Genomic DNA, 22,075 nt, shown 5'->3' on the forward strand with positions numbered 1-22,075 from the left:
GCCGAGATGAACAACGTCATTGCACAACAAATTGCCGACCAGGGCGGCGTGGAAGCCTGGCTACACGCTCAGCAGCATAAAAGCCTGCTGCGTTTTCTGACCTGCGGCAGCGTCGACGATGGCAAGAGCACGCTGATTGGTCGTCTGCTGCACGATACGCGCCAGATTTATGAAGATCAGCTCTCTTCGCTGCATAACGACAGCAAGCGTCACGGCACCCAGGGCGAAAAGCTGGATCTGGCGCTGCTGGTGGATGGCCTGCAGGCCGAGCGCGAGCAGGGCATCACTATCGACGTGGCCTACCGCTATTTCTCAACCGAAAAGCGTAAGTTTATTATCGCCGATACGCCGGGACACGAGCAGTACACGCGTAATATGGCTACCGGCGCATCAACTTGCGACCTGGCTATTCTGCTGATCGACGCGCGTAAAGGCGTGCTGGACCAGACGCGTCGCCACAGCTTTATCTCTACGCTGTTAGGTATCAAGCACCTGATTGTTGCCGTTAACAAGATGGATTTGGTCGAGTACAGCGAAGCGACCTTTGAGCAGATCAAACAGGACTATCTGGATTTTGCCGCACAGCTGCCGAACGATCTGGATATCCGCTTTGTGCCACTGTCGGCGCTGGAAGGGGAAAACGTTGCCGCGCCCAGCCAGGCGATGAGCTGGTATAGCGGCCCAACGCTGCTGGACGTGCTGGAAACCGTTGAGGTAAAACGCATTGTCGAGCAGCAGCCGATGCGCTTCCCGGTACAGTACGTGAACCGTCCTAACCTGGACTTCCGTGGCTACGCCGGTACGCTGGCATCAGGTTTTGTGAAGGTCGGCCAGCGCGTGAAAGTGCTGCCATCCGGCGTAGAATCTTCCGTTGCCCGCATTGTGACTTTTGATGGCGATCTTGAAGAAGCGCAGGCTGGCGAAGCGATCACGCTGGTACTGAAAGATGAGATTGATATCAGCCGTGGCGATCTGCTGGTGGACGCCAGCGCCGAGCTGAAACCCGTGCAGTCGGCCAGCGTAGACGTGGTCTGGATGGCCGAGCAGCCGCTGGTGCCGGGTCAAAGCTTCGACATTAAAATCGCCGGTAAGAAAACCCGCGCGCGTGTTGAAGGCATTCAGTATCAGGTTGAAATTAACAGTCTGGACCGTCGCGAAGTGGAAAGCCTGCCGCTGAACGGCATCGGCCTGGTGGATCTGACCTTTGATGAGCCGATGGTGCTGGATAACTATCAGCAGAACCCGGTGACCGGCGGCATGATCTTTATCGATCGGCTCAGTAACGTCACGGTCGGTGCAGGGATGATCCGCGAAGCGAAAGAAGATGCGATACAGGCAAGCGGCGAATTCAGCGCCTTTGAGCTGGAGTTTAACGCGCTGGTACGTCGTCATTTCCCACACTGGGGCGCACGCGATCTGTCAGGCGGTCAATAATGGCCGCTCATGACGAAAACGTCGTCTGGCATTCGCACGCGGTAACGCGTGCGGAGCGCGAACAGCTGCACGGTCATCAGGGCGCGGTACTGTGGTTTACCGGGCTTTCCGGCTCTGGTAAGTCTACCGTTGCCGGTGCACTGGAACAGGCGCTGCATCAGCTTGGCGTCAGTACCTATTTGCTGGACGGCGACAACGTGCGCCACGGCCTTTGCCGCGATTTGGGCTTTAGCGAGAGCGATCGTAAAGAGAACATTCGCCGCGTAGGCGAAGTGGCAAAGCTAATGGTCGATGCCGGCTTAATCGTGCTGAGCGCCTTTATCTCGCCGCACCGTGCAGAACGCCAGATGGTGCGCGATATGGTAGGGGAAGGGCGCTTTATTGAAGTTTTTGTCGATACGCCGCTGGCCATTTGCGAAGCGCGCGATCCCAAGGGACTTTATAAAAAAGCACGCGCGGGCGAACTGCGTAATTTCACCGGAATCGATGCCGTTTATGAGGCGCCAGAACGGCCGGAAATTCATCTGGATGGCGAACAATTGGTAACAAATTTGCGCCTTCAAGTGTTAGATCTGCTACGCCAGCACGATATCATCAAAGCCTGAGATAGCCACGGCAAAACGCCTCAGAGCGGCCGTATTACGCGTCAACAGGATACTTATGCATAACGTTACGCCAATGCTGGCCCGCAAAGATGACAACCAGGAAGAACCTTCCTGGTCTTTTCCCGGTGGAGTAGCAGGCTTTGCCTGCTACTGGTTCGCGCTCGCGATCCCTTTCATGCTCTACGGCTCTAACACCTTGTTCTTCTTCCTCTATACCTGGCCTTTCTTCCTGGCGCTGCTGCCGGTTTCGGTGCTGGTCGGTATCGTCGCCAGCGTACTGCTGCGCGGTCATCTGATCTGGACGCTGCTGCTCACCGTGGTGGTGGTCATCGGCCTCTTTTGGCTGCTGTTTACGCTTTTGAGCGGCTGGTGAGCCACGCCGTTGCCGAAAGGTTTGCCCTGAAGGCGGCAAAATCTGATTTCTGAATGCACCTGGTGGTAACAGAAGTTTGCCTGCAAAAGCCATTTTACAGGCAGGGAACGCTTACCGATTCGCCAAACGATCGCTATTTCGCGGGCGGAGTGGAGTCGGAAGAGAAGTTATGGGATGATTGAGCCGTTTTTCAGGGGGCGGAGATGGGAAAACTTACGCTGCTGTTACTTGTGCTACTCGGCTGGCTGCAATATTCGCTCTGGCTGGGCAAGAACGGCCTACATGATTATACGCGCGTTAACGATGACGTCGCGGTGCAGCAAAGCAGTAACGCCAAATTAAAAGCGCGCAACGATCGACTGTTTGCGGAAATCGACGACCTAAACGGCGGCTCCGAAGCTATCGAGGAGCGCGCACGCAATGAGCTGGGCATGATCAGGCCCGGTGAGACCTTCTATCGCCTTGTGCCGGATCGCAGTAAAAACGCGCAGGCCAATCAACAACGATAAAACATGACTAGCGCAGGTTCTGACGTGATTGCCGTAGTACCGGCTGCCGGTATCGGCAGCCGTATGCAGGCGGTCTGTCCCAAGCAATACCTCACCATCAGTGGCAGGACGATTCTGGAACACTCCATCGCTGGCCTGCTTGCGCATCCCGCGGTGAAACGGATTATCGTTGCTATCAGTCCGGACGATCCTTATTTCTTTACGCTGCCGATAGCCAGCGATCCCCGCGTACAGTGGGTGGTCGGCGGCAAAGAGCGCGCCGATTCGGTGCTGGCCGGACTTAAAGCTGCCTCCACGGCGCACTGGGTGCTGGTACACGATGCCGCACGTCCTTGTTTACATCTTGACGACCTTACTCGCCTGCTGGCCATTACCGAAACCAGTTCTGTCGGCGGGATCCTGGCCGCGCCGGTGCGCGATACCATGAAGCGTGCAAAACCGGACGATCCGGCCATTGCGCACACGGTAGAGCGTGAAGCTTTGTGGCATGCGCTGACGCCGCAGCTGTTTCCGCTTGCGCTGCTGCATGACAGCCTGGCGCGAGCCCTGCAGGAAGGCGCTACCATTACCGATGAGGCCTCGGCGCTGGAGTACTGCGGTTATCATCCGCAGCTGGTGATGGGCCGTAGCGACAACATTAAGGTAACGCGGCCGGAAGATCTGGCGCTGGCCGCTTTTTATCTGACTCAATTACACAATAAGGAGAGCGCATGATGCGTATCGGCCACGGTTTTGATGTTCACGCGTTTGGCGGCGAAGGCCCGTTAATTATCGGCGGCGTGCGAATTCCTTATGAAAAAGGACTGCTGGCGCATTCCGACGGCGACGTGGCGCTGCATGCGCTGACCGACGCGCTGCTGGGCGCGGCGGCGCTGGGCGATATCGGCAAGCTGTTCCCGGACACTGACGCCGCTTATAAAGGTGCCGACAGCCGCGAGCTGCTGCGCGAAGCCTGGCGGCAGATTGCGAAAAAAGGCTACGCCGTGGGCAACGTTGACGTCACCATTATCGCTCAGGCACCAAAAATGCTGCCGCACGTACCGCAGATGCGCATTAATATCGCAGAAGATCTGGGCATCCACATGGATTGCGTCAACGTCAAAGCCACCACCACCGAAAAGCTGGGCTTTACCGGCCGTGGTGAAGGCATTGCCTGTGAAGCCGTTGCGTTGCTGACTAAGGCAAGCGCGTGACCGCCTGGCTTTATGGTCAACCCGCTGCCAGCGGTGTGGTAAAGGCGAACCCGGAAGATTTCCTGGTAGTGGAAGATCTCGGCTATCGGCCAGACGGCGACGGCGAGCAGGTGCTGGTTCGCATTCGCAAAAACGGCTGTAACACTCGTTTTGTCGCGGAAGCACTGGCGAAGTTTGCCGGTATTCATCCGCGCGACGTCAGCTTTGCCGGGATGAAAGACCGTCATGCGGTGACCGAACAGTGGTTCTGCCTGCGCATCCCCGGTAAAGAAACGCCAGACTTCAACAGCCTGCAACTGGAAGGTTGTGAAGTGCTGGAAAGCGCGCGCCATCGCCGCAAGCTGCGTACCGGCGCGCTGCAAGGCAACGCGTTTACGCTGATTTTACGCCAGGTTTCTGACAGAGCTGACGTGGAGAAACGTTTGCAGCAGATCGCTGAAAGCGGCTTTCCCAACTATTTTGGCGAGCAGCGTTTCGGGCACGACAACAACAATCTGACGATGGCGAAGCGCTGGGCAGCAGATGAAATTCGCGTACGCGAACGTAACAAACGCAGCTTTTTGCTTTCCGCCGCCCGCAGCGCGTTGTTTAATCAGGTAGCCAGCGACAGGCTGACGAAACAGGGATCGCTCACCAAAGTGATGCCTGGCGATGCGCTACAGCTTACCGGTCGCGGCAGCTGGTTTGTGGCAGAGGAAGCCGAGCTGACGACGCTTCAGGCGCGCACGAACAATAATGAGCTGCGCATAACGGCACCGTTGCCGGGCAGCGGCGACTGGGGCAGCAAAGGCGAAGCCCTGGCTTTTGAACAGCAAAGCCTGGCGCATGAGGCTGCACTGATTGCGCTGCTGGAACGTGAAAAAGTCGAGGCGGCGCGCCGCGCGCTGCTGGTCGTGCCGCGCGATCTGCGCTGGAACTGGTGGGATGACGTTACCGTCGAGCTGGCTTTCTGGCTACCGGCGGGCAGCTTTGCCACCAGCCTGGTGCGTGAACTGCTTAACCAGCCGCACGGTGAAGCAGAGGTGGGCGAGTAGAGCCGTCACGAAAAAATGCGCAGCGGCGGCAGGATGCTTCCGGGAGTGATATGATAGCTCGCAGATTAGAATCAAGAGGTTATCAGATGCGAATTTTGCTGAGTAATGACGACGGTATTCATGCGCCGGGCATTCAAACGCTGGCCGCCGCGCTGCGTGAGTTTGCCGAGGTGCAGGTAGTCGCGCCCGATCGCAACCGCAGCGGCGCGTCTAACTCGCTGACGCTGGAAACGCCGCTGCGCACCTTCAGCTATCCCAACGGCGATATCGCCGTCCAGATGGGGACGCCGACCGACTGCGTCTATCTGGGCGTCAATGCGCTGATGCGTCCCAAACCTGATATCGTGGTCTCCGGCATTAACGCCGGGCCAAACCTGGGCGATGACGTCATCTATTCCGGCACCGTGGCGGCGGCGATGGAAGGCCGTCATCTGGGCCTGCCCGCGATAGCCGTCTCTCTTGACGGCCATCAGCATTACGATACCGCGGCAGCGGTAACCTGTTCTATTCTGCGTGCGCTACAGCGTGAACCGCTGCGCACCGGCCGTATCCTGAATATCAACGTGCCGGACTTACCGTTAAGCGAGATCAAAGGCATCCGCGTTACCCGCTGCGGTAGTCGCCATCCCAGCGATCAGGTCATTCCGCAGCAGGATCCACGCGGCCATACGCTGTACTGGATCGGCCCGCCTGGCGAAAAGCTCGATGCCGGCCCGGATACGGATTTTGCTGCCGTCGATGAAGGCTACGTATCGGTTACCGCGCTCCATGTTGACCTGACTGCCCATGGCGCGCAGGAGGTCGTTGCTTCATGGTTAGCCAGTGCTGAGGTTGCAAGCGAATGGTGACTCGCCGCATAGAAACCCTGTTAGCGCAGCTGCGTCAGCAGGGCATTACTGACGAAGCGCTGTTAAAAGCGATGGAGGCCGTGCCGCGCGAGCGCTTCGTTGATGAAGCCTTTGAACATAAAGCCTGGGATAACATGGCGCTGCCCATCGGCTCCGGCCAGACCATCTCCCAGCCCTATATCGTGGCGAGAATGACTTCGCTACTGGCATTAAAGCCTGACTCCCGCGTGCTGGAAATCGGCACCGGTTCCGGCTATCAAACGGCGATCCTCGCCCATCTTGTCGAACACGTTTACTCCGTCGAACGGATCAAAGGCCTGCAGTGGCAGGCCAAGCGGCGTTTAAAACAGCTCGATCTGCATAACGTTTCAACGCGCCACGGCGATGGCTGGCTGGGGTGGCCAGCACGCGGCCCTTTTGACGCCATTATCGTGACCGCCGCGCCACCGGAAATCCCGCTGGAATTAATGAACCAGCTGGAAGAGGGCGGAGTGCTGGTATTACCGGTAGGCGATGAGCAGCAGGAGCTAAAGCGCATTACCCGTAAAAACGGCGAATTTCTGGTCGAAACGATTGAGCCGGTGCGCTTTGTTCCGCTTGTGCAGGGCGAACTGGCCTGAGTTAGCCGGGCAATTGTACACATCTGTTAATAGGCTCATCCGTTAATGGCACGTGACGGGCGATATTGCTACTATCCTATGGCTTCAGAATTTACGCCTGCAAATGCAGGTGATTACAGCTGTCACAGATTTGCCGTAACGGGGGATATACATGAGCACGGGAAGCCCGGTAATAAAATTGCGCCGTCTTGCGGCGATTTCATTTGTTGGCTTTTGGTTAGCTGGCTGTTCCAGCAATAATGCACCAGCACCTGTCAGCTCGGTTGGCAGCAACAGCGCGGCCGACAACGGCGGCGGCGGTCTGATTAGCCAGCCACCGCCGATTGTTTCACGTTCCGGCGGCACCATGGTCTCCGGCAACCAAAATGAAAACGTTGTTACGCAAAATGGCCATATCGTCTATAACCGCTCGTATGGGAATATTCCGAAAGGTAGCTACGGCGGACACACCTATACCGTTAAACGCGGCGACACGCTGTTCTATATTGCGTGGATTACCGGCAATGATTTCCGCGATTTAGCGGACAGAAATAACATCCCTGCACCTTACAGTCTCAACGTGGGCCAGCAGTTGCAGGTTAGTAACGGCTCCGGTAGCACCCTGACTGGCGGCAACGCGATTACCGCAGCAGATGCCACGGCCGGCGGCGTGCCAGCTCAGCCGACCAGTGCACAAATGAAAGGGGTAACGGTTGCGCGTCAGCCAGTTATTACGTATTCTGAGGATTCAGGTAAACCAAGTGAAGGCAAAATGTTACCTTCAGCCGGTACAAATAATGTCGCAATGACGACAGCGCCGGTAAGTGCTCCGACCGTCAGCAGTACAACGAACAGCTCTACTCCGGTAGGAAGCTGGCGTTGGCCGACCGACGGGAAGATTATCGATAACTTCTCTGCTTCCGAAGGTGGCAATAAAGGTATCGATATCGCGGGATCGCGAGGACAGCCCGTTGTATCAACCGCTTCAGGGCGCGTTGTGTATGCCGGGAATGCGCTACGCGGTTATGGCAACTTGATTATCATCAAACATAATGATGACTACCTGAGTGCATATGCCCATAACGATACGATGCTGGTCCGCGAGCAGCAGGAAGTCAAAGCGGGTCAGAAGATTGCGACCATGGGTAGTACCGGCACCAGCTCGGTTAGATTGCATTTTGAAATTCGTTACAAGGGGAAATCCGTAAACCCGTTGCGTTATTTACCGCAGCGATAAACCGGCAGAACCCTCTGGTGTTCTGCCCTGGGATCACGGGTAGGAGCCGCTTATGAGCCAGAATACGCTGAAAGTTAATGAGTTACATGAAGACGCGGAATTCGACGAAAACGGAGCTGAGATTTTTGATGAGAAAGCTCTTGTCGGAAATGAACCTGCTGATAACGACATAGCTGAAGAAGAGCTGTTGTCGCAGGGCGCCACACAACGTGTATTGGATGCGACGCAGCTCTACCTGGGAGAGATTGGTTATTCTCCGCTCCTTACGGCTGAGGAAGAGGTTTTCTTTGCTCGTCGTGCTCTGCGTGGTGACATTCCTTCTCGTCGCCGCATGATCGAAAGTAACTTACGTCTGGTAGTGAAGATTGCCCGTCGTTACAGCAATCGTGGTCTGGCTTTGCTTGACCTGATTGAGGAAGGTAACCTCGGTTTGATCCGCGCGGTAGAGAAATTTGACCCTGAAAGAGGGTTCCGTTTCTCTACTTACGCTACCTGGTGGATTCGTCAGACCATCGAACGGGCAATCATGAACCAAACCCGTACGATCCGTCTGCCAATTCATATTGTTAAAGAGCTGAACGTCTATCTGCGTACGGCACGTGAACTGGCCCACAAGCTGGATCATGAACCAAGCGCGGAAGAAATTGCTGAACAGCTTGATAAACCCGTTGATGACGTCAGCCGTATGCTGCGCCTCAACGAACGCATCACGTCAGTTGACACGCCGTTAGGCGGAGATTCTGAAAAAGCGCTGCTGGATATCCTGGCCGACGAAAAAGACAACGGTCCGGAAGATACCACCCAGGACGATGACATGAAGCAGAGCATCGTCAAATGGCTGTTCGAACTGAACGCCAAACAGCGTGAAGTGCTGGCGCGTCGTTTCGGCCTGTTAGGCTACGAAGCGGCAACGTTGGAAGATGTGGGTCGCGAAATTGGTCTGACCCGTGAACGTGTTCGCCAGATTCAGGTTGAAGGTCTTCGTCGTCTGCGGGAAATTCTGCAGGCTCAGGGACTGAACATTGAAGCCTTGTTTCGCGAATAAAACGGGCGCTTAAAAAGTGACTGCGAAAAGCGGTGGTGAAAACCACCGCTTTTTTATTGCCCGTTAATCAGACAATATCTTTTACCTTATCTTTGGCATCGGATTTAACGTCCTGCATCGCATAGGTATCCATGACCGCGCCTTTATAAGCGCTCATCAGCATCTGCACCGGACTCACTTTGCCAGTCAGCAAGCCTTGCGCCACGCCTTTCAGCGCGTCAAAAGCCGTCTTCACGCCGCCGACAATCCCGCCTTTGATCACATCCCACGGATTAGTACTTTCCGCGCGCCCCATACCGGTCAGGACGTTGCTCAGCCCAGGAATAAAGGCCAGCGCCTTGCCCAGCTTCAGGCAGATCCCCTGAAAGCCGCTCTTGTTGGTGCCGTTAAGGTTCACCATCTCATCTTTGGTGGTGGTTAACCTGCCGTCTTTGGGGAAAGCCTTATCCAGCCCCTGTTCCGCCACGTCTTTCACGATAGCGGCTTCGGTGCCGTGACGTGCATCGCCGTCTTTGGTCAGCCCTTCAATTTTGCCGTTAGTGGAAATTTTGCCGCGATCGCCACCTTCGCGGTTATCCAGCGCCTTCACGTTGTTTAAAAAGTAAGACATGTTTTTGGCGGCCAGCGCCCGGCTTTTCTCGTCGGGATTATTCGACGTCCAGTCACCAAACTGCTTTTTCAGCTCATCCTGCTTAATGTCTTTCTGGTTGCCGAGATTTTTCAGCACGGGGTTGTCGTTAATAATCTGATCGGCGGAACGGTTGTCGCCATCCATATTCTTAAACAACGTGCTGCTGGAAGGCGGTACGCTGGTGTCCTTTTCGCTGGTCGGCATCGGCTGGGCGCTGGTGCCGCCATCCGTTGCCGTAGTGCCATCCGCCCCCGTGGTGGTGCCTGCTGCTGTCGTGCCGCTTGCGGCAGTAACGCCGGCGGAAGAAAGCAGCTCTTTCAACTGTGACAATGCGCTGCTGAGCTGAGAATCGGTAGAGCTACTGCCGGAAGTCTGCTGGCCTTCCTGACTTTGCTTGAGCAATTTGCTGATGCTGTCGAGCAGCATCTGTAGCTGTGACATCACGTTTTGCGTACTGCTGCCGGACGTCCCGCTAGCGGAAGTCCCGTTGCCGGAAGCCTGGCTGCTGGCGGAAGATTGCTGCTGTGCAAGCTGCTCCTTCAGGCTTTTCAGCTCCTGCTGGCCCTGTTTGACCAGCGAGTCGATCAGCGTCTTGTAATCCGAACCTAACGAGGCGGTTGAGGTTTTCTGGCTGGTTTTGCCGTCAGCGCCGCCATACTGTAGCAGGCTGGACTTTTCCGAACCGGCAGCGCCACCGCCGTTTTGCGTCTTGCTAAAGCGTGCGGAGAACTGGCCCACGTTCATCGCCTCGCTGTTTATCCCACTGGGATTGACTCTCATGTTCATGACACGCTCCACTGGATTAGATGAAATGACACGGACAAAACGGCGCGGCGTTAGCCGGGCCTTAACGCTTTATCACTGTCATTACGTGGGAGCGAAGTGAGGATGGTTCCATAAACAGGCGAGACAGGAGAAGAACCAGCGCGTTGCCATTCCGCAAAGGACAAACTGGCGCACGACATCCCTGTCGCAGCGCCCGGCACTTTTATCCCGTTATCCTGCCTTAGCAAAACAGAAGGGCTTACACCAGCGACTTCAGGCGATAAATCCACTCCAGCGCCTGGCGTGGTGAAAGAGAATCGGGATCGAGCGCCTCCAGCGCTTCGACAGCGGGTGACGTCTCCTCAACCAGCAGCGGTAGCTGGGGACCGTCGGCGCTGCCGGACGCCGCGTTGCCTGACAGGGTTTCCAGCTCCTTAAGCTTCTGCCGTGCGCGTTTGATCACCTCTTTTGGCACGCCCGCCAGCGCCGCTACCGCCAGACCATAGCTTTTACTTGCCGCGCCATCCTGCACGCTGTGCATAAAGGCGATGGTATCGCCATGCTCAACCGCGTCCAGATGCACGTTGGCCACGCCCTCCATTTTCTCTTCCAGCGTGGTCAGCTCAAAATAGTGGGTGGCGAACAGCGTCATGGCTTTAATGCGGTTTGCCAGATTTTCTGCGCAGGCCCAGGCCAGCGACAGACCGTCGTAGGTGGAGGTGCCGCGACCAATTTCATCCATCAGCACCAGGCTGTATTCCGTGGCGTTGTGCAGGATATTGGCGGTTTCGGTCATCTCAACCATAAAGGTGGAGCGACCAGAAGCCAGATCGTCCGCCGCGCCGACGCGGGTAAAGATGCGATCGACAGGGCCAAGCACCGCTTCTTCCGCCGGTACATAGCTACCGATATAGGCCATCAGCGCAATCAGCGCGGCCTGGCGCATATAGGTACTTTTACCGCCCATATTGGGACCGGTGATCACCAGCATGCGCCGCTGTGGCGACAGCGTCAGCGGGTTAGCAATAAACGGCTCTTTCAAGACCTGCTCGACCACCGGATGACGGCCGCCGACCAGCTTAATGCCGGGCTTATCGGTAAACGTCGGACGGTTGAAGTTCAGGGTCCAGGCGCGCTCTGCCAGGTTTGCCAGCACGTCCAGTTCAGCCAGCGCGGCGGCGCTAATCTGCAACGCTTCCAGATGCGGCAGCAGTAAATCGAACAGCTGTTCATACAGCGCTTTTTCCAGCGCCAGCGCCTTACCTTTGGAGGTGAGAACCTTGTCTTCATACTCTTTCAGTTCGGGGATGATATAGCGTTCGGCATTTTTCAGCGTCTGGCGGCGCACGTAGTTGATCGGCACCAGATGGCTCTGCCCACGGCTGACCTGGATATAGTAGCCGTGGACGGCGTTGAAGCCGACCTTCAGCGTATCCAGCCCCAGCTTCTCGCGCTCGCGGATTTCCAGCCTGTCCAGATAGTCCGTCGCGCCATCGGCCAGCGCGCGCCATTCGTCCAGCTCTTCGTGATAGCCAGGCGCAATCACGCCGCCGTCGCGTACCAGCACCGGCGGCGTTTCGATAATGGCTTTCTCCAGCAGCTCGCGCAGCTCGTCAAACTGGCCCATCTGCTTACGCAGCGTTTGCAGATGCGGGATATCGCTGTCGACTAACAGCGCATCCAGTTCAGGAAGCTGCTGAAAAGCGTGACGCATTCTGGCCAGGTCGCGCGGACGAGCGGTGCGCAGCGCCAGGCGTGCCAGAATACGCTCAAGATCGCCCACCTGGCGCAACAGTGGTGCCACCTCGGCAGAGAAATCCTGCAGCGCGCCGATACTTTGCTGGCGATCGGTCAGCGTTTTCGTATCGCGGATTGGCATATGCAGCCAGCGCTTCAGCATGCGGCTGCCCATTGGCGTCACGGTTCTGTCCAGCACCGACGCCAGCGTATTGTCGATACCGCCTGCCAGATTCTGCGTAATTTCCAGATTGCGGCGCGTTGCGGCATCCATAATGATGCCGTCCTGCTGGCGCTCCATCGTCAGCGAGCGGATATGTGGCAGCGAGGTGCGCTGGGTATCTTTAACATACTGCAGCAGGCAGCCTGCTGCACGTAGCGCAAACTGCGCCTGTTCAACGCCAAAACCGTTCAGGTCGCGCGTGCCGAACTGCAGCGTAAGCTGCTGTCGGGCGGTATCCACTTCATACTCCCACTGTGGACGGCGGCGCAGGCCGCGACGGTTCTCAATCAGCTGCATAGCGGCAAAATCTTCCGGATAAAGCAGCTCGGCCGGATTGGTGCGCTGGAGTTCCGCTGCCATCGTTTCCAGGTCGGTCGGTTCGGCCAGCCGGAAGCGGCCCGAGCTGATATCCAGCGTGGCGTAACCAAAACCGCGTGGTCCCTGCCAGATAGCGGCCAGCAGATTGTCCTGGCGCTCCTGCAATAACGCTTCGTCGCTGATGGTACCTGGCGTCACGATACGCACAACTTTGCGTTCTACCGGGCCTTTACTCAGCGCCGGATCGCCAATTTGCTCGCAGATGGCCACCGATTCGCCAAGCTGCACCAGCTTAGCAAGATAGTTCTCTACCGCATGGTAAGGCACGCCAGCCATAGGAATCGGCTCGCCAGCGGAGGCGCCGCGTTTAGTTAACGAAATTTCCAGCAGCTGAGAAGCGCGTTTGGCATCGTCATAGAAGAGCTCATAAAAATCGCCCATCCGATAGAACAGCAGGATTTCCGGGTGCTCGGCTTTCAGACGCAGGTACTGCTGCATCATTGGGGTGTGCGAACCGATATTTTCTAATGTACTCATAGTGTTGAGATGTCCATTATCATAAATAGTAGAGAGTTAAGTGATGTTATGGTTATCATTTTTCTCACGTTGTCTCGCTGGATCTCATGAAATCCTACATTTTCCTGCAGGCAAAAGTGTCGCTTGCCAAACATGTAGAGGGGAAAAAAGCAGCTTTGCGTGCCACAACCCACACTTCCTTTCACGAGTACGTAGCGAATATGATAACGGAGTCTTTATGGCAGGAAAACCAGCGTGACAGGCCCTTTCTTCGAGCGTGCTCGAAACAACGAGATCGGATGATGGCGGGAACGCTGTTATCGATCGACACGGGCCTGAATCTGCCAGCCCGGTGAGTCGTTCGTGTACTCGACAGGATCGCAGCCAACCGAGGATATCCCGTCATGCTTCATTGCGCTACGTGAAACAGACATTGTGGTACCGCAGGCGATAGGGATAATGGCCCTGAATCCTTTAATAAACAGACCGCACGCACGGCACGCGAATGAGCCGGTTTAACGGTTTTTTAATTTATTATTAATTAAGGCTATTAAATTAATTTAATGCGATTTTATTTTTTGTAAATTAGCGATTGTTAAAGTTACCTGTCCAGCATTAGCGTGATAAAAACGGCATCACGATAACGCTGCTGCAGGCGATTTACAACGGTAAGTGCCGCATCATTATTCGTCTGGAAGGGGGATAAGTTCGGGATATAAGATGAGGGAGGTAATTACTCATCCATAATAACCGATGCAGCAGAGGTGAAAATTAATTCGACTGTCAGCACAGGCGATGATATAACGATAGCCCACAATGCCGGAACACCCGGTGGCGATACAGTTATAGTATTTGAAAAAGATTTACGAGAAGAAAACCAGTTTTTATTAATTTTGTGAAAAAAATAGGCGCAACGAGCTTCTTTTTATCGCATGCCTGTTAATGAATTATAATTAAAGGATGTTTGGTGAGTAAACGCGGCCTTAATCTTTTTATGATGATGATTACGCTGTTAGTCTTATCTGCGACAGGTGTTACTTTGTATAATAAAAGCCCTGACAAGAAGATAACATCTGGCGTCATTCCGTTTAAAAAAGATGAAGCATCAAGCCAGCTTGCGTTAACCGACTTACCCTTGTTCAAAAACAAAAAAAATGTATTGTCTGATGAATGGGCGGTCGGACCCGATCCGCTGCCGGATGGTGTTTTAATGAATGCGCCTCTGGCAGAAAACGCGATAAAGCTAACGGGTACGCTGGCCGGTAGCGATTGTCAAAAATCGATCGCTATTATTGAGATGAACGGTATCCAGCGAAGCTATACGTGTTTTGACCATTTAGAAAACAACAACCAGAAAATAATCAGGATTTTCTCTGACAAGGTGATTATTGATAACAATGGCTATTATGAATCTTTACAAATTAATAAAGATGAGTGGCGGTAGGTTGTGCCTGTTTATCAAAGAAGGTATTCCGAATGTTCTGTAATGCTTTAAAAAGATTTTCTGGTTTTTTTCCGGCTGCAGGCTGGGCATTAATACTGGTTTTAGTCGTGCCGGGTCAGGCAGTCGCTGAGGGATTTTCAGCAAGCTTTCAAAATGCGGATATTCGCGAGTTTATTAACACCGTCAGTAAAAATCTCAACAAAACTATCATTATCGAACCTTCGGTGCAGGGCACGATAAGCGTAAAAAGTTATGAGGAGATGGATAGTGAACAGTACTATCAATTCTTCCTGAGCGTGCTGAACGTTTATGGTTTTTCTGCTGTCTCCACAGCAGAAAACGTTATCAAAGTAATTCCTGAGCAAAATGCCAGGGCAGCCGGCGTGCCGCTGGTGCTGGACGGAAAGGTGCCGGTTGGAGATGAAGTTATTGCCCGCATGGTCTCTTTACATCACGTATCAGGCAGAGAGCTGGCGCCGCTGTTACGCCAGCTTCACAATGCCGCAGAAGGCAGTATTATTCACTACAACCCGTCCAACACGGTACTGATGACCGGACGTGCATCTGTTATCAATCAGCTGGTTTCTATCGTTAAGCGTCTTGATGAAGATGCAAGTTTTGCCGTGGAAACGCTTCATCTTGAGAATGCCTCGGCGAGTGAGGTTGCGCGTATGTCGGCTTCATTACAGGGCAAAACCGACGGGGGCGCAGGCGATCGTGTTTACGTCACGGTTGTCGCGGATGAAAGAACCAATTCCGTATTGGTTACCGGTGATAAACAGGCGACTAAACGCATGGTTGCCACCTTAAAAAGGCTGGATCAGAACCGGGGCAGCGTTGAGGCAGGAAACACCCGCGTTATTTATCTTAAATATGCGAAGGCAGAGAATCTGCTAAAGGTGCTTACCGGCGTGATTAATGAAAAATCAAACACGCCCAGTGAGAGTGCCGCGCTGGAAATTAATACGATTTCAAACAACGGCACCACGATTAAAGCCGATGCTCAAACTAACGCATTGATTATAAGCGCGCCGCAGCCTGTATTACGCGATATAGAAAAAGTTATCGCCAGGCTCGATATCCGGCGTGCGCAGGTTTTAGTTGAAGCAATCATTGCCGAAGTCTCTGATGCAGAAGGATTAAACTTTGGCATCCAGTGGATGAACAATCGTGCGGGCGGCACTAATTTCCCTTCTGCGGGCGGTTCCGTTACGACACTGCCGGAAAAAGGCATGGTTAACGCGCTTTCAGGCGCAACAGGACTGGCAACCGGTTTTTATAGCGGCAACTGGTCCGGCTTACTTAACGCGCTAAAGACCAACAGTAAAAATAATATCCTGGCAACACCGAGCATCGTTACGCTGGACAATGTTGAAGCGGAATTTACCGTCGGTCAGGAAGTGCCGGTATTAACCGGTTCGCAAACCACTTCGGGCGACAATGTTTATAACTCGGTAGAACGGAAAAGCGTCGGTATTAAGTTAAAAGTTACGCCGCAAATCAACCAGGGCGATGCTGTGATGATGAATATCGAACAGGAGGTCTCCAGCGTCTCTGAAACCGGCGTCAATAGCGAGCTTGGCCCGACGTTCGATACGCGCGTAGTAAAAAATGCCGTTCTGATCGGAACAGGAAAAACCGTAGTAGTAGGCGGCCTGCTGGATACCAGCAACAGCAATACTGAAAGCAACGTGCCTCTACTGGGACGTATTCCTCTGTTGAAATATCTGTTCGGTACGACAACCCACAAGGTAACGAAACGAAACCTGATGCTTTTTATCCGCCCGACGATTATTCGCCAGGAGGAAGATTTCACGCGCGTTAGTCAACAATCCCGTGGGAAATTCGATCGGTACAAGATGAAAGATATCGCCCGGGCCGATATGAAAAGCTCCGTCGACCGCGAGCTTAATTTATCAGGCGAGCACGGTGGATTAAATAACGTCCTTGACCAGATAAATGCTTTCTATGCCGGGCAACCGCGATGAGCGAGATGTTTTCCTTTACCTGGGTACAAAAAGCGGGCGTGTTCACTAAAAACGACTGCCTCTATTTTCGGCCAGATGCCAGCCTGCAGGCTATACGAGAGGCGCTACGCGTGACGTCAGGCTGCACCATGCAGCCGCTATCGGCCGAGGCTTTTACGCAGTACGTTATCGAAGCCTATCAGCAGGATGCTTCCCAGGCGCGACAAATGATCGAAACGCTCGGCAACGAGGCCAACCTTTTTGAACTGGCTGAAGCGCTACCTCAGGATGAAGATCTGCTCGACTGTGATGATGATGCGCCCATTATTCGCTTTATTAACGCCATGCTGGCAGAAGCGATAAAAGAGGGCGCGTCGGATATCCATGTTGAGCCTTACCAGCACAATCTGCTGATCCGTTTTCGCGTAGACGGCGTGCTGCGTCCCGTACTGTCGCCGCCTCGTCAGCTGGCCGCCGTGCTGATTTCCAGAATCAAAGTCATGGCCCGGCTGGATATTGCGGAGAAACGTCTGCCGCAGGATGGGCGTATTGCACTACGTATCGGGGGGCGTGCCATTGACGTGCGTCTTTCGACACTCCCGTCGCGCTACGGCGAGCGGTTAGTTATGCGTCTTCTGGATAAAAATGCCGTGCAGCTGGATCTTGCGCGGTTAGGAATGGCCGAGGCGCAGCGCGAAAGCATGGCGGAATTACTACGTCATCCTCACGGCATCATTTTGGTTACCGGGCCGACAGGGTCCGGCAAAAGCACCACGCTGTATGCCGCTCTCAGCCAAATTAATAGCCAGGAGCGGAATATCATGACGGTTGAGGATCCGATTGAGTATGAGCTGGAAGGAATAGGGCAAACTCAGGTCAATACCAAGGTAAAAATGACCTTCGCCGCAGGTTTAAGGGCGATTTTACGTCAGGATCCGGACGTGGTGATGATTGGCGAAATCCGCGATACGGAAACGGCGCAGATAGCCGTGCAGGCTTCGCTTACCGGGCATCTGGTGCTCTCTACTTTACACACTAATAGCGCAATTGGCGCTATCGGACGCCTGCGCGACATGGACGTCGAGCCTTTTCTGCTGGCCAGTTCGCTGACTGGCGTGCTGGCACAGCGTCTGGTCAGAACATTATGCGTGGCCTGCCGCAGGCCGATCACCCTAACGCCTGCCCAGGCGCGTAGCTTCGGTTTCGAACTACAAGGAGATAAGCAGCAAATTTACCAGCCGACCGGTTGTGAAGCCTGTAACCACAGCGGCTACCGTGGCAGAACAGGTATCCATGAGCTGATTCTGGTCGATACGCCGCTTCGCCAGGCGATAACCCGGCTGCAAACTGAAACGGAGCTGGAACAGATCGTGCGCCGCAATACCACTTCGATTCGCCACGACGGCTGGCAAAAGGTGCTGGCTGGTCATACTTCGCTTGAAGAAGTGGTCAGGGTTACAAGGCAGGATTGAAGATGAGATTTCGTTACAGTGCGGTTGATCGCCAGGGAAAGAAGCAGCGCGGCTGGATTGATGCACCTTCCCGACGGCTCGCTTGCCAGAGCCTGCTGGAGAAAAACCTGCAGGTCACGGCGATAAAACAGTCGGATGAAGCTTCCGCTCTGCCGTTTTTCCCTGGCAAACACCCTATGCGCGGTAACGATCTGGTGATTTTTACCCGGCAGCTGGCCACATTACTGAGTGCAGCGTTACCGCTGGAAGATGCTTTGCAGACGATAGCGCAACAGTGCGAAAAAACGGCGCAGCAAAAGGTTGTCCAGCAGCTACGCCAGCAGGTACTGGAAGGGCGCGCTTTTTCTGAAGCATTAGGCGGCTATAAAAAAACCTTCAGCAGGCTCTATCGCGCCGTGGTGGCGGCAGGCGAGTCATCGGGAAAATTAGCGCTGGTTCTGACGCGTCTGGCTGACCACACCGAACAAAGCCAGAAAATCAAGAGTAAGCTTTTGCAGGCTTTGCTCTATCCGCTACTGCTGACGCTGATCGCCATTGCCGTCATCGTCATATTATTAACCTCGGTCGTTCCCAAAGTTGTCGAGCAGTTTATCTACTTAAAAGCGGAGCTTCCCGTTACCACGCGTATTTTGCTGGCGATAAGCGAAGGGTTAGCAACGTGGGGAATAGCGATGTTGATGATGATTGTTCTCTTTACGCTGCTCGTCAGATATCTGTTAAAAAAACCGCGCTATCGGCGGCAGTTTGACCGCTTCTTTTTAACCTTACCCGCGTGCGGGAAAGTATCGCTTAACCTGAATATAGCCCACTACGCCAAAACGTTAAGCATACTCAGCGCCAGCGCGGTGCCTTTACTGGAAGCCATGCAGATAAGTGCTTTAGTTGTTAACAACAGCCATGCACGTCAGGAGCTGATTCGCGCACAGGAGCGAGTCCGCGAAGGCGCCGAGCTGTCGCACGCGTTAACAAAGAGCGGTCTTTTTTCACCCATGATGCGCCATATGATTGCTTCAGGAGAACGTAGCGGAGAGCTGGATAATATGCTTGGCCGCGCCGCTGATATTCAGCAGGAAACGTTTATGAATCAAATCACCACTATGGTCAGTCTGTTTACACCCTTATTAATTATCGTTATGGCAGGCATGGTCTTTTTTATCGTGCTGGCCATTTTGCAACCTATTATGCAAATGAATAGCCTTGCAGGATAAACATGGAAACAGGAAAAATGATGGAAATAAAAAGAAAGCATGAGCGCGGCTTTACGCTGCTTGAAGTGATGATCGTTGTGGTTATTTTAGGCGTGTTAGCCAGCCTGATGCTGCCCAGCCTGATGGGGAATAAAGATAAGGCGGACAGGCAAAAAGCGATCAGCGATATTGTGACGCTCGAAAATGCACTGGAGATGTACAAGCTTGATAATAACGTCTATCCCACGACGGAGCAGGGTTTAAATGCGCTGGTTAAAAAACCGGTTATTGCTCCGGTGCCACGCAATTATCGTCATGACGGCTATATTCGCCGCCTACCGAAAGATCCCTGGGGCAATCCGTATCAGTTAAAAAGCCCTGGCGATCGCGGCGCGGTAGATATTTACTCGTTTGGCCCTCAGGGTGTGGAAGGGAAAGAGAGTATTAATAACTGGACGCTGGATGAATAACGGTGCCGCTGGCATAAAGGGTTTTACCTTATTAGAAATAATGCTGGTGATGGTGATCCTTGCGGGGCTGGCGACGCTGGTGGTCAGTCGGGCACCGGCCGACAATTCGCGGCAGCAAGGCGAGAGGCTTGCCTGGTCCATTCGCCAGGTAGCCGAGCGCGCGGAGCTGGAAAATAAAATCTACGCGCTTGCTGTGTTTACCAATGGCCTGCAACTTAAGGTATTAAATCGCCAGGCTCTTCATGGAGAAGCCAGTAAAAGCTGGCCCGGCTATTACTGGCATCAGGCCAGGCTAATGAAAAAATATCCGATGTTCTCTTTGCCGCAGCACATGCGTTTATCGCTCAGGATTGAGAATAAATCCTTCGAGCTTCAGGCGATGGAAAACAATACGCAGCCGCCGCAGCTAATTTTTTTTCCTGACGGTGAAATCATTGATTTTACGCTGGGTATTTATGCTAAAGGAAAATTAACAGGAAGGATAACTATTCATAACGGCAGTATGGCTTTTATTCCTTTTGCAGAGAACGCTCTATGAAATGCAAAGGAATGACGCTATTAGAAGTTCTGTTTGCAATGGCGATTTTAGCGCTGGCAGGGATAACGTTACTTAATAGCGGCGCGGAAAAAGTCAGAAATCTTGAGCGGCTACAGCAAAAACAGCTGGCGGCATGGGGGGCGGAGGATCTGGCCATTAATATTAAATTAAGCAAAACGCTGCCGGAAGGAACGAGCCAACCTGAAAAGTTTCAGGTGGGGGAGAAGAGCTTTTACAGATGGTGGCGGATACAGGCAACGAGTTATAAAAACGTATACCTGCTGCAAATTGATGTTTCTGCTGACGAAAGGCATGAGGACAACCTTTATTCTTTAAAAACCTGGCTGGTAAAAAAATGAGAAGCATGCAGCGAGGATTTACCCTGCTTGAAATGATGGTGGCGCTAATGATTTTTTCTCTGGTTAGCTTATCGGGGGTAATGCTGCTCCAGGGAACATTACGTACTGGCGAGCAAATAAAAATAAAAAGTGCCAACTTCAGTGCTCTGCAAAGAGCTATTTTCCTGCTGGAACGGGATTTTTCCCATGCGGTCGCTCGCCCAATCAATGCGCAGCATGATAACGACCTGCATCCGGAAATACGCTATCTCCAGCAAACGCAGGAAAACAGCAGCGTAACGCTTTTACGGACAGGTAAATTTAATCCCGGCGGCCAACTTTCCCGCGCTTCGCTGGAGTGGGTCAGATGGCGAACGGTGGACGGTAATTTATTACGCGCCAGCGCGCCTTTTCAGGATGAGACGGCTGATATGCAAGAAAAGCGCATCCTTGCAGACGTAAGCGCGTTTCAGATACGTTTTTTTGCCAAAAAAGTCTGGCTGAATCGCTGGCTCTCCACCACGGCCTTACCTGAAGCCATTGAAATTACCCTGAAGCTACGTTCCGGGACGTTAAAACATCTGATTTTACTCACGGAGAGCGAATGAAAAGCAGGCAGCACGGAATGGCGTTGATTATGGTGCTGATGATGATTGCGATTATGGCCGCGCTGGTCACCGCTACTCAACAATACTGGCTACAGGCCTTCAGCCGTAGCGGCAATTTACATTCTCGCATGCAGGATAAGTGGGCAGTGTTGGGCGCGGAGTCGGTAATTATTCATCACTATTCAGAGGCGTTATCGGCATCCGTGTTGCGGCCGAAAAATACAGGGAAAATGTCATTCCTGAAACTGGACGGACACATTTTTAATATTAATTTTCGCGACCTCCAGACCTGCTTTAATCTCAACGCCATGTTTGATGAGGGTAAAAAAACTGCGCCGCAGCAAGAACATAATTCCGTGGATGCTGATGAGGTTGCAGACAGTAGCTTTGATCAGCCAGCCAGCACGATGCAGGAAAACGATAACGCGACAGCAAAGAATTATGCAGAGCAGGTCTTTATACGCCTGCTGCAAAATACCGGCAGCAAAGAAGAGGAGGCAAAGGCCATTGTTGATTATATTCAGGACAACAGCCGAAAAACCGGGAGGATGATGGCTGACATTACCGAGCTGCGTCAGGCGCGAGTCATCAGCCCAAAGCAATGGCGTGCTCTCTCCGGCATGCTGTGCGTATTACCGGATACCCGGCTAAAAATTAGCGTCAATGGATTAACAAAGAAAGACCTTCCTTTTGTTTCCGCGCTGCTGGGAACGGCTTTAACCCAGCAAGAGTTAGACCGCTGGCTCGCTGCGCGTCCGCAAAAAGGTTGGCATTCGCTGGAGGCGTTAAAAAATGCCGGCCTGCCTGAAGATAGTGTAACTGCGCTGAACAGAATAAAGGAACACCTGTCATTCAACAGCGACTATTTCGAGTTGAAAATAGAGCAGCGCGATACGTCAGCCTGGCCCTTACGCAGCTGGATAAAGCGCTCGGACAGTGGCTTTACGGTTATCAAACGTCAATACGGTATAAGTGAATAAGCGG

Annotated in this window: 22 protein-coding genes; 20 read left to right on the plus strand and 2 right to left on the minus strand. The window is 53.5% G+C overall.

Going from position 1 to position 22,075, the window contains the following annotated elements; all coding sequences use genetic code 11:
* The first annotated feature begins 6 nt into the window (after positions 1-6).
* From cysN to rpoS, 11 genes are all read left to right on the plus strand, one after another.
* On the plus strand, positions 7-1,434 hold the full coding sequence (cysN, locus tag KUE00_RS19740; RefSeq protein ID WP_246761800.1) for a sulfate adenylyltransferase subunit CysN: 1,428 nt from the start codon (positions 7-9) through the stop codon (positions 1,432-1,434).
* Positions 1,434-2,039 carry an adenylyl-sulfate kinase gene (gene cysC, locus KUE00_RS19745; RefSeq protein WP_246761802.1) on the plus strand — a complete coding sequence of 202 codons (606 nt, stop codon included), beginning with the start codon at positions 1,434-1,436 and terminating at the stop codon, positions 2,037-2,039. Before cysN ends, cysC begins: the two co-directional genes overlap by 1 nt.
* A gap of 55 nt (positions 2,040-2,094) precedes the next feature.
* On the plus strand, positions 2,095-2,412 hold the full coding sequence (locus tag KUE00_RS19750) for a DUF3561 family protein (protein ID WP_246761804.1): 318 nt from the start codon (positions 2,095-2,097) through the stop codon (positions 2,410-2,412).
* Positions 2,413-2,615: 203 nt separating this feature from the next.
* Positions 2,616-2,921 carry a cell division protein FtsB gene (gene ftsB / locus KUE00_RS19755; RefSeq protein ID WP_246761806.1) on the plus strand — a complete coding sequence of 102 codons (306 nt, stop codon included), beginning with the start codon at positions 2,616-2,618 and terminating at the stop codon, positions 2,919-2,921.
* Positions 2,922-2,924: 3 nt separating this feature from the next.
* Positions 2,925-3,635: a 2-C-methyl-D-erythritol 4-phosphate cytidylyltransferase gene (gene ispD, locus KUE00_RS19760; RefSeq protein WP_246761807.1), complete on the plus strand. Its 711-nt coding sequence runs from the start codon at positions 2,925-2,927 to the stop codon at positions 3,633-3,635.
* Positions 3,635-4,114, plus strand: a complete 480-nt coding sequence (gene ispF / locus KUE00_RS19765; RefSeq protein ID WP_246761913.1) for a 2-C-methyl-D-erythritol 2,4-cyclodiphosphate synthase — start codon at positions 3,635-3,637, stop codon at positions 4,112-4,114. Before ispD ends, ispF begins: the two co-directional genes overlap by 1 nt.
* The gene (gene truD / locus KUE00_RS19770; protein ID WP_246761809.1) at positions 4,111-5,148 is read left to right on the plus strand and encodes a tRNA pseudouridine(13) synthase TruD; all 1,038 of its coding nucleotides are present in this window, start codon (positions 4,111-4,113) and stop codon (positions 5,146-5,148) included. Before ispF ends, truD begins: the two co-directional genes overlap by 4 nt.
* Before the next feature lie 86 nt (positions 5,149-5,234).
* Positions 5,235-5,996 carry a 5'/3'-nucleotidase SurE gene (surE, locus tag KUE00_RS19775; protein WP_246761811.1) on the plus strand — a complete coding sequence of 254 codons (762 nt, stop codon included), beginning with the start codon at positions 5,235-5,237 and terminating at the stop codon, positions 5,994-5,996.
* On the plus strand, positions 5,990-6,616 hold the full coding sequence (locus tag KUE00_RS19780) for a protein-L-isoaspartate(D-aspartate) O-methyltransferase (RefSeq protein ID WP_246761813.1): 627 nt from the start codon (positions 5,990-5,992) through the stop codon (positions 6,614-6,616). Before surE ends, KUE00_RS19780 begins: the two co-directional genes overlap by 7 nt.
* A gap of 151 nt (positions 6,617-6,767) precedes the next feature.
* Positions 6,768-7,832, plus strand: coding sequence for a murein hydrolase activator NlpD (gene nlpD / locus KUE00_RS19785; protein ID WP_246761814.1), 1,065 nt, complete (start codon positions 6,768-6,770; stop codon positions 7,830-7,832).
* Between the two features lie 52 nt (positions 7,833-7,884).
* On the plus strand, positions 7,885-8,877 hold the full coding sequence (rpoS, locus tag KUE00_RS19790; RefSeq protein WP_125287448.1) for an RNA polymerase sigma factor RpoS: 993 nt from the start codon (positions 7,885-7,887) through the stop codon (positions 8,875-8,877).
* A 67-nt stretch (positions 8,878-8,944) separates the two neighbouring features.
* Here rpoS and KUE00_RS19795 read toward each other — a convergent pair whose 3' ends face one another.
* The gene (locus KUE00_RS19795; protein ID WP_246761816.1) at positions 8,945-10,294 is read right to left on the minus strand and encodes a hypothetical protein; all 1,350 of its coding nucleotides are present in this window, start codon (positions 10,292-10,294) and stop codon (positions 8,945-8,947) included.
* A gap of 238 nt (positions 10,295-10,532) precedes the next feature.
* Positions 10,533-13,088 (minus strand): DNA mismatch repair protein MutS, encoded by a 2,556-nt coding sequence (mutS, locus tag KUE00_RS19800; RefSeq protein ID WP_246761817.1) that lies wholly within the window; start codon positions 13,086-13,088, stop codon positions 10,533-10,535.
* Positions 13,089-14,034: 946 nt separating this feature from the next.
* Here mutS and KUE00_RS19805 point away from each other — a divergent pair.
* The 9 genes from KUE00_RS19805 to gspK are packed head-to-tail and all read left to right on the plus strand — an operon-like array spanning position 14,035 to position 22,071.
* Entirely contained in the window at positions 14,035-14,511 is a 477-nt protein-coding gene (locus KUE00_RS19805) for a type II secretion system protein N (RefSeq protein WP_246761819.1), read from the plus strand.
* 32 nt (positions 14,512-14,543) lie between these two features.
* Positions 14,544-16,499, plus strand: a complete 1,956-nt coding sequence (gspD, locus tag KUE00_RS19810; RefSeq protein WP_246761821.1) for a type II secretion system secretin GspD — start codon at positions 14,544-14,546, stop codon at positions 16,497-16,499.
* Positions 16,496-17,950 carry a type II secretion system ATPase GspE gene (gene gspE / locus KUE00_RS19815; protein ID WP_246761823.1) on the plus strand — a complete coding sequence of 485 codons (1,455 nt, stop codon included), beginning with the start codon at positions 16,496-16,498 and terminating at the stop codon, positions 17,948-17,950. Before gspD ends, gspE begins: the two co-directional genes overlap by 4 nt.
* A 2-nt stretch (positions 17,951-17,952) precedes the next feature.
* Complete coding sequence (gene gspF / locus KUE00_RS19820) at positions 17,953-19,158, plus strand: type II secretion system inner membrane protein GspF (protein ID WP_246761825.1); 1,206 nt, start codon at positions 17,953-17,955, stop codon at positions 19,156-19,158.
* A 2-nt stretch (positions 19,159-19,160) separates the two neighbouring features.
* A complete protein-coding gene (gspG, locus tag KUE00_RS19825; protein WP_414148196.1) occupies positions 19,161-19,607 on the plus strand; it encodes a type II secretion system major pseudopilin GspG in 447 nt (148 codons plus the stop codon).
* Complete coding sequence (locus tag KUE00_RS19830; protein WP_246761826.1) at positions 19,600-20,145, plus strand: prepilin-type N-terminal cleavage/methylation domain-containing protein; 546 nt, start codon at positions 19,600-19,602, stop codon at positions 20,143-20,145. Before gspG ends, KUE00_RS19830 begins: the two co-directional genes overlap by 8 nt.
* Positions 20,142-20,504 (plus strand): type II secretion system minor pseudopilin GspI, encoded by a 363-nt coding sequence (gene gspI, locus KUE00_RS19835; protein WP_246761828.1) that lies wholly within the window; start codon positions 20,142-20,144, stop codon positions 20,502-20,504. Before KUE00_RS19830 ends, gspI begins: the two co-directional genes overlap by 4 nt.
* Positions 20,501-21,091 carry a type II secretion system minor pseudopilin GspJ gene (gene gspJ, locus KUE00_RS19840; protein ID WP_246761830.1) on the plus strand — a complete coding sequence of 197 codons (591 nt, stop codon included), beginning with the start codon at positions 20,501-20,503 and terminating at the stop codon, positions 21,089-21,091. The genes gspI and gspJ overlap by 4 nt, the downstream gene beginning before the upstream one ends.
* Positions 21,088-22,071, plus strand: coding sequence for a type II secretion system minor pseudopilin GspK (gene gspK, locus KUE00_RS19845; protein ID WP_246761832.1), 984 nt, complete (start codon positions 21,088-21,090; stop codon positions 22,069-22,071). The genes gspJ and gspK overlap by 4 nt, the downstream gene beginning before the upstream one ends.
* Positions 22,072-22,075 lie beyond the last annotated feature (4 nt).

Origin of the sequence: Erwinia phyllosphaerae, assembly GCF_019132875.1 — a bacterium.
In the GTDB taxonomy this organism is placed as follows: Bacteria; Pseudomonadota; Gammaproteobacteria; order Enterobacterales; family Enterobacteriaceae; genus Erwinia; species Erwinia phyllosphaerae.